This window comes from Ruegeria sp. BC2, assembly GCF_056539245.1.
Map to the genome: position 1 here is coordinate 413721 of NZ_JBQFUQ010000001.1, position 14131 is coordinate 427851.

Sequence of the window (14131 nt, forward strand, 5' to 3'; positions counted from 1 at the left end):
GACGTTCCATGTTCAACAAGATCCTGATCGCCAACCGAGGCGAGATTGCCTGCCGGGTCATCAAGACCGCTCGGAAAATGGGAATCGGCACTGTCGCCATCTACTCGGATGCCGACAAGCACGCGTTGCATGTGGAAATGGCCGACGAGGCGGTTCACATCGGCCCCCCGCCGGCGAACCAGTCCTACATCGTGATCGACAAGGTGATGGACGCCATCCGCCAGACCGGCGCGCAGGCGGTGCATCCCGGCTATGGCTTCCTGTCCGAAAACGCGAAATTCGCCGAAGCGCTCGAGGCCGAAGGCGTTGTGTTCGTGGGACCCCCGAAAGGGGCGATCGAGGCCATGGGTGACAAGATCACTTCGAAGAAGATCGCGCAGGAGGCCGATGTCAGCACCGTTCCCGGATACATGGGCCTGATCGAGGATGCGGACGAGGCGGTGAAGATCAGCCAGCAGATCGGCTATCCGGTTATGATCAAGGCCAGCGCCGGCGGCGGCGGCAAGGGCATGCGCATCGCCTGGAACGACGAGGAGGCGCGCGAGGGTTTTCAAAGCTCGAAGAACGAGGCGGCGAATTCCTTCGGCGATGACCGGATCTTCATCGAGAAATTCGTGACGCAACCGCGCCACATCGAAATTCAGGTTCTGTGCGACACCCATGGCAACGGCATCTATCTGGGCGAGCGGGAATGCTCGATCCAGCGCCGCAACCAGAAAGTGGTGGAAGAGGCCCCGTCGCCCTTCCTGGATGAGGCGACCCGCCGCGCGATGGGCGAGCAGGCCGTGGCGCTGGCCAAGGCCGTGGGGTACGCCAGCGCGGGCACGGTGGAATTCATCGTGGATGGCGATAAGAATTTCTACTTCCTGGAAATGAACACCCGCCTGCAGGTGGAACACCCAGTGACCGAGCTGATCACCGGTGTCGATCTGGTCGAACAGATGATCCGCGTCGCCGCAGGCGAGCCGCTGTCGATCACCCAGGACGACGTCAAGCTGACCGGTTGGGCGATCGAGAACCGGCTGTATGCTGAGGATCCTTATCGCAACTTCCTGCCCTCGATCGGGCGGCTGACTCGCTATCGTCCACCGCAGGAGGTGGCCGCGGGGCCGCTGCTGGAAAACGGCAAATGGCAGGGCGATGCGCCCAGTGGCGAGACAGCCGTGCGCAACGATACCGGCGTCTATGAGGGCGGCGAGATCAGCATGTATTATGACCCGATGATCGCCAAGCTGTGCACCTGGGCGCCGACCCGTGAGCAGGCGATCGAGGCGATGCGCGTGGCGCTGGACAGTTTCGAGGTCGAAGGCATCGGCCACAACCTGCCGTTCCTGTCGGCGGTGATGGATCATCCGAAATTCGTCAGTGGTGACATGACCACCGCCTTCATCGCCGAGGAATACCCCGATGGGTTCAACGGTGTCGAACTGCCCGAAGGCGACCTGCGCCGAATCGCGGCCTCGTGCGCGGCGATGCACCGGGTGGCCGAAATCCGCCGCACCCGCGTTTCGGGCCGAATGGACAACCACGAACGCAAAGTCGGCAAGCGCTGGGTGGTCACGCTGCAGGGTCAGGAATATGCCGTGCAGGTGAATGCAGACCGCGACGGTGCCACGGTCAAGTTCGAGGACGGCGCCGCCCTGCGCGTCAGTTCGGACTGGACGCCCGGCGACCAGCTTGCGGTTCTGGACGTGGACGGCAGCCCGCTTGTGTTGAAGGTGGGCAAGATCTCGGGCGGGTTCCGCATCCGCAACCGGGGGGCAGACCTGAAGGTGCATGTGCGCCGGCCGCGCGCGGCCGAACTGGCCAAGCTGATGCCCGAGAAATTGCCGCCAGACACCTCTAAGATGCTGCTGTGCCCGATGCCGGGCCTGATCGTGAAGATCGATGTCGAGGTCGGCCAAGAGGTGCAGGAAGGTCAGGCGCTGTGCACGGTCGAGGCGATGAAGATGGAGAACATCCTGCGCGCCGAGCGCCGGGGCGTGGTGTCCAAGATCAACGCCGGTCCGGGTGACAGCCTGGCCGTCGATGACGTGATCATGGAGTTCGAATAACGCCCATGTGCGCTTGCCCGGAAAATGTGGGTTTTGCCCGTTTGGCCGCCATCTGCGCCGTCGGTGCGGATGGGGCGGGCGTGGCAGACCCCTTGCGCCGGGCGGGTCTGGGTCGTCAGCGCGCCTCGCGCCGCTCGCGGACTTCGCGCTCGCGCAGGGGGGTCTTGTCGATGGACCGGCTGATCTCGCGCACGCTCCACGGCGTGGGTTTGCGCAGTTTCACCACCCCGTCCTTGTCGACGAAGACCATCGCGAACCCGCGCGGGCGCAGTTGCGTCCGGATCGGGGATCGCGCCGAAGGGTCGGTGTCGGTCAGCACGATGACATCCCGGTCACGCATCATGTCTTCGCCCTCCAGCAACATGTCGATCTGCTGCTGGAACCGGGGATCGGCCGGCGTATCGGCGAACACCACTATGGGGCGGTGTGTCCACAGAAACTCGTTCAGATCGCTGTCTCCGGCTGGCCGGATATACGCGGTTTCATCCGGGGCCGCACCGTCGGCGGCGACGGCAGTCACAGGCAAAAAAGCTGACAAAACAAGGGCAAGCGTGCGGGTCATGTGGTCTCCTGTTCCATTGAATATAGACCCAGTTGCCGCGAATGCGACCGGCGAAAAGCGTGCGACGATCAAAAAATTGAATGATCGAACCTGCCGTGCGCCGGGTCGGCCCCTCCTTATTCATACCCAGCCCCTCGGCGCGCCATTCGGGCCCGCGACGGGAACAGACAAGAGGATTACGCTATGACCGACACGAAGGATTGGCGCGCCCTGGCCGAAAAGGAGTTGCGTGGGCGCCCTGTCGAAGACCTCACCAAGACGACGCTGGAGGGGATCGAGGTCAAGCCGCTGTATACGCAGGACGACATCGAGAACCTGCCGCATATCGGGTCGCTGCCAGGCTTCGGGCCGTTCACACGCGGTGTGAAGGCAACCATGTATGCCGGGCGTCCGTGGACCATCCGCCAATATGCGGGTTTTTCCACGGCGGAAGAATCGAATGCGTTCTACCGCCGCAACCTCGCGGCCGGTCAGCAGGGCGTTTCGGTCGCGTTTGATCTGGCCACGCACCGCGGCTACGACAGCGACCACCCGCGCGTGGTGGGTGATGTGGGCAAGGCCGGTGTTGCCATCGACAGCGTCGAGGACATGAAGGTCCTGTTCGATGGCATTCCGCTGGATCAGGTCTCGGTTTCGATGACGATGAACGGCGCGGTGATCCCGATCCTGGCCAATTTCATCGTCACCGGCGAAGAGCAGGGCCATGACAAGTCGGTTCTGGCGGGCACCATTCAGAATGACATTCTGAAAGAGTTCATGGTCCGCAACACCTATATCTACCCGCCCGAGCCCTCGATGCGGATCATCTCGGACATCATCGAGTACACCTCGAACGAGATGCCCAAGTTCAACTCGATCTCGATCTCGGGCTACCACATGCAGGAGGCCGGGGCGAACCTGGTGCAGGAGCTGGCCTATACCCTGGCCGATGGGCGCGAATATGTGCGCGCAGCCATCGACGCGGGAATGGACGTGGACAAGTTCGCTGGCCGTCTGTCGTTCTTCTTTGCCATCGGCATGAACTTTTTCATGGAGATCGCCAAGCTGCGCGCCGCGCGTACTCTGTGGCACCGGGTGATGACCGAATTCGGGGCCAAGTCGGACCGCTCGAAGATGCTGCGCACCCATTGCCAGACCTCGGGCGTTTCGCTGCAGGAGCAAGACCCGTACAACAACGTGATCCGCACCGCATATGAGGCGATGAGCGCGGTGTTGGGTGGCACACAGTCGCTGCATACCAACGCGCTGGACGAAGCGATTGCTCTGCCTACCGATTTCTCGGCCCGCATTGCGCGGAATACACAGTTGGTGTTGCAGGAAGAAACCGGCGTTACCGATGTGGTCGATCCGTTGGCCGGCTCCTACTATGTGGAAAGCCTGACCAATGAGCTGGTCGAAAAAGCCTGGGACCTGATGGAAGAGGTCGAGGAGATGGGCGGCATGACCAAGGCGGTTGCCAGCGGCATGCCCAAGCTGCGGATCGAGGAAAGCGCCGCGCGCCGTCAGGCCATGATCGACCGTGGCGAAGAAGTAATCGTCGGCGTCAACAAATACCGCAAGGAAAAGGAAGACCCGATCGAGATCCTCGAGGTCGACAACCAGGCCGTCCGCGAGGCGCAGATCGCTCGGCTGGAACGCATCCGCACGACCCGGGACGAGGCCGCCTGTCAGGCTGCGTTGGACGAACTGACCCGGCGCGCGAAAGAGGGGGGCAACTTGCTGGAAGCCGCCGTCGAGGCCGCGCGTGCCCGCGCAACCGTAGGAGAGATCAGCATGGCAATGGAAAAGGAATTCGGCCGTCATCGGGCCGAAGTGAAAACGCTGGCTGGTGTCTATGGCGCAGCTTACGAAGGTGACGAGGGCTTTGCCGCCATCCAGAAATCGATCGAGGAATTTGCCGAGGAAGAGGGCCGCCGCCCGCGTCTTCTGGTGGTCAAGATGGGCCAGGACGGTCACGACCGCGGAGCCAAGGTGATCGCCACCGCGTTCGCCGATATCGGTTTCGACGTGGACGTCGGTCCGCTGTTCCAGACCCCGGCCGAAGCCGCGCAGGACGCGATCGACAATGACGTGCATGTGGTTGGCATTTCCAGCCAGGCGGCGGGCCACAAGACGCTGGCACCGCAATTGGTGGAAGAACTGAAGAAGGCGGGCGCCGAGGATATCATCGTGATTTGTGGTGGCGTCATCCCCCAGCAGGATTATCAGTTCTTGTATGATCACGGGGTCAAGGCCATCTTCGGGCCGGGGACCAACATCCCCGAGGCGGCGCAGGACATTCTGCGCCTGATCCGCGAGGCGCGCGCCTGATCTGTGACTATGGGGGGGCTTTCTGCCCCCTTGTGCGCGATGCCTGCGGCCTCGGGCATTCAACCGCTGGGATGTTTGGTGTCAGATGAAGTGCCCAAGTCGGACTTTTCATGGTATCCGATGGCATGAGGTCGGTTTTGGACGCTGGAGGCGCAATAATGGAGCTTGATCATCTGGCGGTGGCCGCGTCGACTTTGGACGAGGCGGTCGCGCATGTAGAGCAGGCCTTGGGTATTCCGATGATGCCCGGTGGCAAACATGGAAAATTCGGCACCTACAACAAGCTTCTTGGGCTGGACGAGGGCCTGTATCTTGAAGCGATCGCGATTGACCCGGAAGCTGCCGATCCTGGGCGGCCACGTTGGTTTGATCTTGATCGTTTCTCGGGGCCGCCGCGGCTCAGCAACTGGGTCTGTCAGGTTTCGGATCTGCAGGCCTATGTCGATGGATTCTCAATCGACATAGGCGATATCCATGACCTTGATCGTGGTGCCTTGCGGTGGAAGATGGCGGTGCCGGGATCGGGGCGTTTGCCGTTCGACAACCTGTTTCCCGCCTTGATTCAATGGCAAGGTGACTTGCATCCGGCTGGCATGCTGCGGGCCAGTGGCTGCCACCTGCGGCGGCTGGTGGTCTATCACCCGGACGCGCTGGATTTGGCGCAATTGCTCGGTCCGCTCGACAAGGTTGTTTTTGATTCCGGACCTGCAGCTCTGCGGGCTGAATTTGAAACGCCGCACGGACCGCGGGTACTGGAATGATCATTCGCCCGGCTCTGCCCCGGGATGCGGCTGAAATTGCGGAGATCACCAATTCGATCATCCGCGAGACGCTGATCACGTTTACCACGACCGAGCGAAGCCACGAAGAAATCGCGCGCGATATCGACGAGCGAGGGCTGGCGTTCCAAGTTGCCGAGCTTGACGGCCGTGTCGCGGGATATGCGACTTATGGCCGTTTTCGCTCGGGTCCCGGATATGCGCACAGCCGGGAACACACCATCCTGCTGGCTCCTGAAGGCCGGGGGCGGGGCGCGGGTCGCGCGCTGATCCGAGCCTTGGAGGAGGTGGCGCGATCGCAAGGCGTGCATGTTCTGGTCGCTGGAATCTCGGCCGAGAACCCGGGCGCGATTTCCTTTCATGCGGCGGTCGGTTTTGAGGCGGTCGGCCGAATGCCGGAAGTTGGTCATAAATGGGGGCGTTGGCTGGATCTTGTGCTGATGCAGAAAATTCTGGCCCCGGAATGAATGGTCGCACCTGACAGTCCGTACTCGGCGCGCTAGTGTGCGCTCATGTCGATCTGGTCCCGCATATCCGAGGCGCTGAGCGCGCTTGCCAAAGGTGAAAGCCTGACGGCCGTTTTTGAGAAGCTACGCACGCCGCCCGAACGTTCGGTGGCCTTCGCGATTGCTGTGATCGCCTTGGGCGCAAAGATGGCCAAGGCGGACGGGCAGGTGACCCGCGACGAGGTGACCGCTTTTCGCGAGGTGTTTCGTATTCCGCCGGAGGAAGAGGCCGGCGCGGCGCGCGTGTTCAACATGGCCCGGACGGATGTGGCCGGGTATCAGGAATACGCACGCAAGATCGCGCGCATGTTCGCCGAAGACAGCACCACCCTGTGCGACCTCATGGAGGGGCTGTTTCACATCGCCATGGCGGACGGGTTCTATCACCCCAACGAGAACGAGTTTCTGGAGGATGTGGCGCGGATTTTTGGCCAGACCGATGCACAGTTCAAAGCCCTGCGTGCGCGCTTCGTTCCAGATGCGCCCAAGGATCCCTACACCGTTCTGGGCGTGACCCCTGACACTCCACTACCCGAGATCCAAAAAATCTGGCGCAGGCTCGTGCGTGACACACATCCAGATGCGATGATGGCCCGTGGTGTTCCCGAAGAAGCAATTCGCCTTGCCGAAAAAAAGATGATCGACATCAACCGCGCCTGGGATGAAATCAACGGCGCGCGGGTCTGAGACGATGCGTCTGGCGACCTACAACATTGAATGGTTCGCCAATTTGTTCGACCGCAATGATGAACTGGTTGTCGATGACAGCTGGTCGGGCCGGCACAATGTCACCAAGGCACAGCAGATCGAGGCCATTGCGACGGTGCTGACGGCCGTCGACGCCGACGCCATGCTGATCGTCGAGGCGCCGAATACGGGCAAATCGCAAAACACGGTGCGCGCCTTGCAGCATTTCGCCGAGACGTTCGATCTGCGTACATCCAATGCGATCATGGGTTTCGCCAACGATACGCATCAAGAACTGGCCCTCTTGTATGATCCCGAGGCCCTGACCGCCCGGCACGACCCGAAAGGAGTGCAAGATGGCGGCCACGATCCCGACGATCTCCCACGCTTTGACCGCGAGTTTCGGATCGATCTGGACATTGACGCGACCGAGGATCTGGTGCGGTTTTCAAAACCACCCATGGAACTGGCGGTCCGAACCCGGGCCGGGTTCGAGTTCCGGTTGATCGGTGCACATCTGAAGTCCAAGGCACCGCACGGTGCCCAATCGCGCGACGAAGCCTTGCGCATCTCTATCGCCAACCGCCGCAAGCAGTTGGCGCAGGCTGTGTGGCTGTCGCGTCGGGTGCGCGCGCACATAGCCGCTGCTGAACCGGTGATCTTGCTGGGCGATTTGAATGACGGGCCGGGATTGGATGAATTCGAACATCTTTTCGGGCGGTCATCGGTGGAAATCCTTCTGGAAACCGGCCTGTACGATCCGCATCCCGCACAGGCGCTTCGACCTCGGCCGGGGTGGATCCCATCGACCGCGCGCTTTGCCCGCCCGAAGGAAGGCCAATATCTTGAGGCTTTGTTGGACTACATCATGATCAGCGAGGATCTGAGGGTCCGCAATCCGGTCTGGCGCATCTGGCACCCGTTCCGGGACGAACACTGCTGGACGGTGCCAGAGTTGCGCGATGCCTTGGTCACGGCCTCAGATCATTTTCCGGTGACGCTGGACATCGACATCTGACCCTTTCAACAACTGTTCCCGCCCCTTATATTTCAGGTCATGAAACGATTGATGCTGATAGGTGCCACGGCCCTTTTTGCCGCGCCGGCCGCGGCCCAGGACGAAGGCGGTAAGTCCCTGATGGAGCAGGGGGCCGAGCTGTTCTTCGAAGGCCTGCGAAAGGAAATGGAGCCCGCGCTCGAGGATCTTCTGGGGCTTGCCGAGCAATTCGGCCCGGCCATGCAGTCCTTTGTTGAGGAGATGGGCCCGGCCCTTGCCGAGATCGGCGGCAAGGTCAAGGACTGGAGCGCCTATGAGGCGCCCGAAATGCTGCCCAATGGCGACATTATCATCCGCAGGAAACCGGACGCCCCCGACCAGCCCGATGAGGTTGCTCCCAAGGAGGACGACGAAGGTGCAACCGATATCTGATCGTCCGGATCAGCCCTGCATTTTGACTATCGGGCGTGATTTGAGCGCGTTCGCCAGTGACTCGAATCTTGCCTCGGCCACTTCGTTGAACAAAGGGCTGAGCGACTTGGGCAGGTAAAACTCCAGTTCGCGCTTCTTGGGGTAGAACCGCAGCTTGCCAGTGGCCGCGTCGTTCTGCATCCACAGCATTGCGCCGAAACGCATGGCCTTTCCCAGAATCTCGGCCTGCTTCTGGTCGCGCTCGTCCAGCAGTTCGTACAGAGGGGCGAAGCGGTTGCCCTCTCGCTTGTTCCGGTAACGATGCTGCAGGGCAAGTCCGATGAAGACACGTTCCGAGTGTTTCAGGCCGCCCAGGTTGGCGCGAGTCACATTGTCGAAACAGACCTCGGCCCGATAATCGGGGTGGGCGCGCCAGCTGACATCGTGCAACAGGCAGGCCGCCTTGATCAGCCGAACTCGGGCAGGAGGGGCGGACCGGAACAGCGGCATCACGAAATCATAAAGATGCGGCCCGAAACCGGGCAGCCGAGCGTCCTTTTGCTCCGAGAACCGGCAGGCCTCGATCAACGGGTCGCAATCCCGCAGAATCTGCGGCATCTGCTCATACAGCAGGCCCTCGCGGATACCATAGCTGGATATTGCGATGTCTTTGGGTTTGAAGGTGCGGATCAGCCGCGACAGCACGTCCATGGCATACGGAATCAGGGCCATCCGCGAGCTTGAGACCCCAGCCTGAGAGCGCAGGTGTTCGTGGTCGCCCTTTTCGATGTATTTGATCGTTTCGCGCACCTGCTTGGTGGTCATGCGGTATTCGTGCAGCACGTTCAGCGGATATCCGCGGCGCAGCATGTCCAACCTTGCAAAGGCTCGCCAGCTTCCGCCGACCAGGAACAGTCGGTCGCGCTGCGGCCCCATCTGGTCACGAAGCGCCTCGAGTGTTTCCTTGATGTGGGCTTTGCGGGCGCGGCGTCCGCCCTTGATATCCCGGAGTTTGAGCGGCCCCAGCGACGAGGACACGCACCGTCCGACCGATCCGCCGCCGATCTCTGCCAGCTCCATGGACGAACCACCGATGTCGCAGATCAGGCCGTAGGCGCCGGGCCAGCCCAGCAGGACACCCTGTGCCGACAATCGGGCCTCTTCCTCGCCGTCGATGACCGAGATATGCAGCCCTGTCTCGGCCAGAACCTCCTGACAGAACTCCGGACCGTCTTCCGCCTCGCGCACTGCGGCGGTGGCCACAACGTGCAGTCCGGGAAGGCCAAGATCGCGGGACAGGTGCTCAAAGCGCCGCAGCGCCGCCAGCGCACGTACGCGACCGCGCGGGTTCAGCCTGCCGGTTTCCGACAGCCCGGCGCCAAGCTCGCACATGACTTTTTCGTTGTAGAAATATGCGGGAGACCGGGCCGCGCCGTCAAAGATAACCATCCGGACCGAGTTCGACCCGACATCCACCACGCCAACGCGCGAGAGATCGCGGATTCCCGGATGGTCGAACAGCGGTTTTCCGAATGGTCCCCAGTCCGGGATCCTTGCAGCGCTCTGTTCCATGATCTCCCCAACGTTGCCTCGCGCAGGATGCGAAATCGGACCCCACGGGTCAATCACCGGAAACCGCCGTGTCGATTTCGTTGTTCAGAACGCGCACGGCCAAGGTCCGTGTGATCTCGCGCTTTTCGGCCAAGGCGACCTGATCCAGTTGGGCCACCACGTCGGCTGCGGTTTCAAACCGGCGATCCATGTGCTTGACGAGGTAGGCGATGACGTCCGGCCCCGGGTTCAACTGTCGGTCGACGAACAGCTTGGCCAGAACCGCGCACAGCAAGGCATCATCGGGCGGATCAAGCGCCACATGATGGGCACCTTCCACCCGGCTTTGCAGGTCTGCCAGCGGCAGTTCCCAGTATTTGGGGGCAAGGCGCCCGGTCATCAGCAGGGCATGCCCCTCGGCCAGAACCAGATTGTGGAGGTGAAACAGGGTTTTCTGCTGGTCTATATCCCCGGCGATCATCGGGATGTCCTCGACCGCCACGGGACTTTGCGCAAGTGCGGGAACATCTTCGTGTTTCAGATCAGCGGCCTGCACGATACGCCCGCCTGTCTCGGCGGCCCAGACATGCGCAAGATGGGTTTTACCTGATCCGGCGGGGCCGCTCAGGACCAGCTTGTTGCCCGGCCAAGAATTGGCCGAGATCATTGCGACGGCCAGCGCATTCGCAGGGGATACGAAAAAATCCTCGCGCCCCAGCGCGGTCATCGCCGGAAGATCAAAGCTCAGCTGTTTGGCCATTCACTCGCTTTCCGGATCCAGCTCATCACGCCCCGTGTACAGGCGGCTTGTCAGATATTGCGAAGTTCCGAAACGTGCAAGCACGCCCAAGGCCGCAGCGACTGGAACGGCGATCAGCATGCCGACGAACCCGAACAGCGCGCCAAAAACGGACAAGGCCAGAAGCAACCAGACCGGGTGAAGGCCAACCGAGTCACCAACCAGTTTGGGCGTCAGGAAATTGCCTTCGACGACTTGGCCGATGGCGAATATCCCGGCCACCAGACCGATCGAGGCCCAGTCACCCCAGAATTGGAACAGCGCCAGGCCAATGGCCAGCGTACCGCCGATCAATGCGCCCAGATAGGGAATGAAGGTGACCAACCCGGCGATGAAACCGACCACCAGGCCGAATTGAAGGCCGACGATCATCAAGGCAACGGCGTAGTAGGTGCCCAGGATAAGGCAAACCGTACCCATGCCGCGCACGAACGAGGCAAGCACAGCGTCAATATCGGCCGCCAGCTTGCGGATCGTCGGCGCATGGTCCCGGGGCAGCAGATCGTTGATCCGGGCGATCATCCGGTCCCAGTCCAGCAAAAGGTAGACGGCCACCACGGGCACAATCACCAGAAGGACCACGATGTTCACCGCTGACCCGACCGAGGCCATGACCGTTTCGAGGATGTCGCCTGTTTTGCCCTTCAGCGTATCGCCCATTGATAGAAGGAACTGGTGGGTGTTCGATTCCCGGTCCAGCAGCGACGGGAATTGCCGCTCGACGAAGGCTCGCAATTCCTGGAACAGGCTGGGCAGTACGTCCACCAGATCGATCAGCTGAGTGATCAGGGCCGGAACCACCATCAGGATCATCAAGGCAAAGGCAAGAATGCTGAAGACGGTAATGATCGCCGTCGCAGCCGCGCGCGAAAGCCCCATGTTCTCCAGCCGATCGGCTACGGGATCCAGGAAATAGGCCACTGCGCCGCCGATCACGAATGGCAGCAGAACGTCGCCCAGCAGCCACAACAGCAATATGAATATCGCAGCGGCGATGCCCCAATATCTGAATTGATCCCGAACCGGCAACGCCATCGCGGCCTCCTGACTGCGTCGTTGCCCTTGTTCTTGGCTGATGAAGGCCCGCGATGCAAGCGGTTCATGGATCAGTGTTTTTGTGTCTCAGTCGTGCAGAGTGCCCAGTTCCGGCGTGTCTTCGGCGGCGGTCTCGTCGGACCAGTTGGTGCGCCAGATCTCGGCGGACCAGTGACCGCAATGTACGGACGGGCGGTCAAATCCCGGCAGCGGCGGCAGCAGCGGAGAAACCACCACGTCGTGCCGTGGTACCGCGAAATAGGGAAAAGAGTAGCGCTCCTTTCCCGATCGGTTGACCACGCGGTGCGGGGTCGATTTCAGGCGGCCACCGGACCAGAGCTCGAGCATGTCCCCGATGTTGACGACAAACCCACCGGTTGGGCAGTCGGGAGTGATCCAGCCGCCGCCCCGCGTCTGGACCTCCAGCCCACCCACCGGGTCAGGGGCGATGATGGTCAACGCGTCAGTGTCCTTGTGGGGGTGGATGCCATAGCCGCCATCTTCCGGGTCCTGCGGCGGGTAGTGCAGCAAAGTCATGTTGGTCAACGGGTCGCGGAACGCATTCCGCAGGCTGCCCGCAGGCAGTTCCAGCCCGGCCTCCAACGCGCCCAGCAAGCTGTCGGCCACCTGATCCAATCGCGCCCAGTATTCAAGGATGATGCCCTGCGCATCCGGTACCTCTGCGGGCCAGAGGTTGGGTCCGTAAAGCGCGCAAACCCGGCGGATGGGCGCATCCTCGGCCACTTCGTGGTGCAACTTGTAGCCCTCATACTTGTCCGCATGTCCCGACCCGTCATTGGGGGTGAAGAACCCCATCGGGATATATCCGCGATAGTTCTCGCGGGTGATCGCCTGCTGCCATTTGCTGGCTTCGTCCACGTCGAAGATTGCGCGAACGCAAACCCGGACCCGCTCGACCAGCTCTGGCGGGATGCCGGTGCCGGTGATCGAAAGGAAACCTATCCCGGTGCACGCATCCATAACCTGCTGGACGATGTTTCCGTGGTCAGGATGGGCCTCCTGCATCAAAGGCGCAATGTCGATCGTCGGGATGCGTTCCATCAGTGGATCCTCACGCCTTGTCTGTCCAATTCGGAATGAACCGGGGTCAGGTTCAATTCGGACAGCTCTTGATTGCTTTTCAGTGCGATGGCGGCCGCGATGCCGGCCCCTTGGCCCATCACCGCGCAGCAGGCCATGTTGCGTGTCGCCGCGTGGGCGATGCGGTCGGCCCCGTGAGACCGGCCAGCCACCAGCAGCCCGCGCACCCCCTTGGGCAGCATCGAGCGGTAGGGTACCTGCATGTAGCGCCCGGTGGTGGGCAGGATCAGGATGCCGAAACCGTCGATGAACTCGGGGTAGATGCCGATCGTGTCCTCGAACCGGCCCTGATGGCGCACATCGTCCTCGGTCATGTTGTAGACCGCGTCGATCTTGCGGGTGTCACGGATGCCGATGGTCATGCCGAAGTTGCGCAGCCGTGCGTTTTCGCATCCGGGCATGAACCGACGCAGAGCGTCAATCGCCAGCATGGTCTGGCGGCGGCCCTCGATCTCGCCCCTGGTCAGGCTGTCCGGGTCCGTCCCGTCGATCCCGGCCAGGTGGATCAGGTTCATATAGGTCAGCTCGCCCGTGTCATGCATTGCACCCCAGGTGCCCGCGATTGTGTTCAGGTGCGCCGGAATGAGGCCTTGGTCGATGGCCTGCTGGAACGGCTTGTAGACGAAGGGCGAGAACATGTCGTCCTCTTTGCCGCTGGTCTCGATGTTCCATTCACCGCCGCCGCCCCAGTCCTTGTAGGTCTGCGGGTCGGCCTTTACGCCATCCATGAAGGCGCGCTTGTCGACCCCGGCCAAGTGGAACATGACCGAGGCCGCCATCATCTGTTCCGGCTCGGTCTTGCGGGTCGGTGCGCCGGCACGGTGGGCCACGTCGGCATCACCCGTGGCGTCGATCACGATGCGGGCAAGGATTGCCTCGCGCCCCGCCTTCGACTCGGTGATCACACCAGTGATCCGGTCGCCGTCCATGATCGGGGCCACGAACTGGCGATGCAGCATCGGGCGGACAGCGGCCTCTTCCACCAACCGGTCGGCCACCAGCTTGAAACCCTCGCTGTCCAACTCATAGCTCAGCGATTGGCTTTCCGGGACCGCCGCGCCCATCTCCTTGGCGCGTTGCTCGAACTCCCATCCGATGCCGCCGGCCTCGATGGTCTTGTCGTGCCGGTACCAGGCAAAGCCCTCGACCCCGACAGCGGTGATATTGCCGCCCATGCAGCCGAAACGGTCCAGCAGAGCGACCTCGGCCCCGGCGCGCGCGGCAGCAAGCGCCGCGGCCAGCCCTGCCGGGCCAGAGCCCACCACCAATACGTCAGTCTTGTGCACCACGGGGATGTCTCGGGCGGGTTCGCGGATGGTCTGCATCGGGGCCTCGTCTT

At 62.1% G+C, this 14131-nt stretch carries 13 protein-coding genes; 7 read left to right on the plus strand and 6 right to left on the minus strand.

What is annotated here, in order from left to right:
• Positions 1–8: 8 nt before the first annotated feature.
• On the plus strand, positions 9–2054 hold the full coding sequence (locus tag ACR0CU_RS02035) for an acetyl-CoA carboxylase biotin carboxylase subunit (RefSeq protein ID WP_170340795.1): 2046 nt from the start codon (positions 9–11) through the stop codon (positions 2052–2054).
• A 115-nt stretch (positions 2055–2169) separates the two neighbouring features.
• Here ACR0CU_RS02035 and ACR0CU_RS02040 read toward each other — a convergent pair whose 3' ends face one another.
• Entirely contained in the window at positions 2170–2616 is a 447-nt protein-coding gene (locus ACR0CU_RS02040) for a DUF4174 domain-containing protein (protein WP_480642356.1), read from the minus strand.
• Between the two features lie 144 nt (positions 2617–2760).
• Between ACR0CU_RS02040 and scpA the strand changes: the two genes are divergently transcribed.
• The 6 genes from scpA to ACR0CU_RS02070 all read left to right on the plus strand — a co-directional run bounded on the left by scpA (position 2761) and on the right by ACR0CU_RS02070 (position 8327).
• Positions 2761–4926, plus strand: a complete 2166-nt coding sequence (gene scpA, locus ACR0CU_RS02045; RefSeq protein WP_367647526.1) for a methylmalonyl-CoA mutase — start codon at positions 2761–2763, stop codon at positions 4924–4926.
• 158 nt (positions 4927–5084) lie between these two features.
• Positions 5085–5687 carry a VOC family protein gene (locus ACR0CU_RS02050; RefSeq protein WP_170444825.1) on the plus strand — a complete coding sequence of 201 codons (603 nt, stop codon included), beginning with the start codon at positions 5085–5087 and terminating at the stop codon, positions 5685–5687.
• A complete protein-coding gene (locus ACR0CU_RS02055; RefSeq protein WP_170340801.1) occupies positions 5684–6172 on the plus strand; it encodes a GNAT family N-acetyltransferase in 489 nt (162 codons plus the stop codon). Before ACR0CU_RS02050 ends, ACR0CU_RS02055 begins: the two co-directional genes overlap by 4 nt.
• 45 nt (positions 6173–6217) lie before the next feature.
• Complete coding sequence (locus ACR0CU_RS02060; protein WP_170444828.1) at positions 6218–6898, plus strand: molecular chaperone DjiA; 681 nt, start codon at positions 6218–6220, stop codon at positions 6896–6898.
• Positions 6899–6902: 4 nt separating this feature from the next.
• Positions 6903–7916, plus strand: coding sequence for an endonuclease/exonuclease/phosphatase family protein (locus ACR0CU_RS02065; RefSeq protein WP_170364626.1), 1014 nt, complete (start codon positions 6903–6905; stop codon positions 7914–7916).
• A 39-nt stretch (positions 7917–7955) separates the two neighbouring features.
• Positions 7956–8327, plus strand: a complete 372-nt coding sequence (locus ACR0CU_RS02070) for a hypothetical protein (RefSeq protein ID WP_170444831.1) — start codon at positions 7956–7958, stop codon at positions 8325–8327.
• A 9-nt stretch (positions 8328–8336) separates the two neighbouring features.
• Here the strand turns inward: ACR0CU_RS02070 and ACR0CU_RS02075 are convergent, their stop codons facing one another.
• The 5 genes from ACR0CU_RS02075 to ACR0CU_RS02095 all read right to left on the minus strand — a co-directional run bounded on the left by ACR0CU_RS02075 (position 8337) and on the right by ACR0CU_RS02095 (position 14117).
• Positions 8337–9878, minus strand: a complete 1542-nt coding sequence (locus tag ACR0CU_RS02075; protein WP_170444834.1) for a Ppx/GppA family phosphatase — start codon at positions 9876–9878, stop codon at positions 8337–8339.
• Between the two features lie 49 nt (positions 9879–9927).
• Positions 9928–10617 (minus strand): HdaA/DnaA family protein, encoded by a 690-nt coding sequence (locus ACR0CU_RS02080; protein WP_170364620.1) that lies wholly within the window; start codon positions 10615–10617, stop codon positions 9928–9930.
• Positions 10618–11691 carry an AI-2E family transporter gene (locus ACR0CU_RS02085; protein WP_170340814.1) on the minus strand — a complete coding sequence of 358 codons (1074 nt, stop codon included), beginning with the start codon at positions 11689–11691 and terminating at the stop codon, positions 10618–10620. It abuts the gene before it with no gap.
• Between the two features lie 87 nt (positions 11692–11778).
• Entirely contained in the window at positions 11779–12753 is a 975-nt protein-coding gene (locus ACR0CU_RS02090) for an isopenicillin N synthase family dioxygenase (RefSeq protein WP_480642360.1), read from the minus strand.
• Positions 12753–14117: an FAD-dependent oxidoreductase gene (locus ACR0CU_RS02095; RefSeq protein WP_170525194.1), complete on the minus strand. Its 1365-nt coding sequence runs from the start codon at positions 14115–14117 to the stop codon at positions 12753–12755. Before ACR0CU_RS02095 ends, ACR0CU_RS02090 begins: the two co-directional genes overlap by 1 nt.
• Positions 14118–14131: the final 14 nt, after the last annotated feature.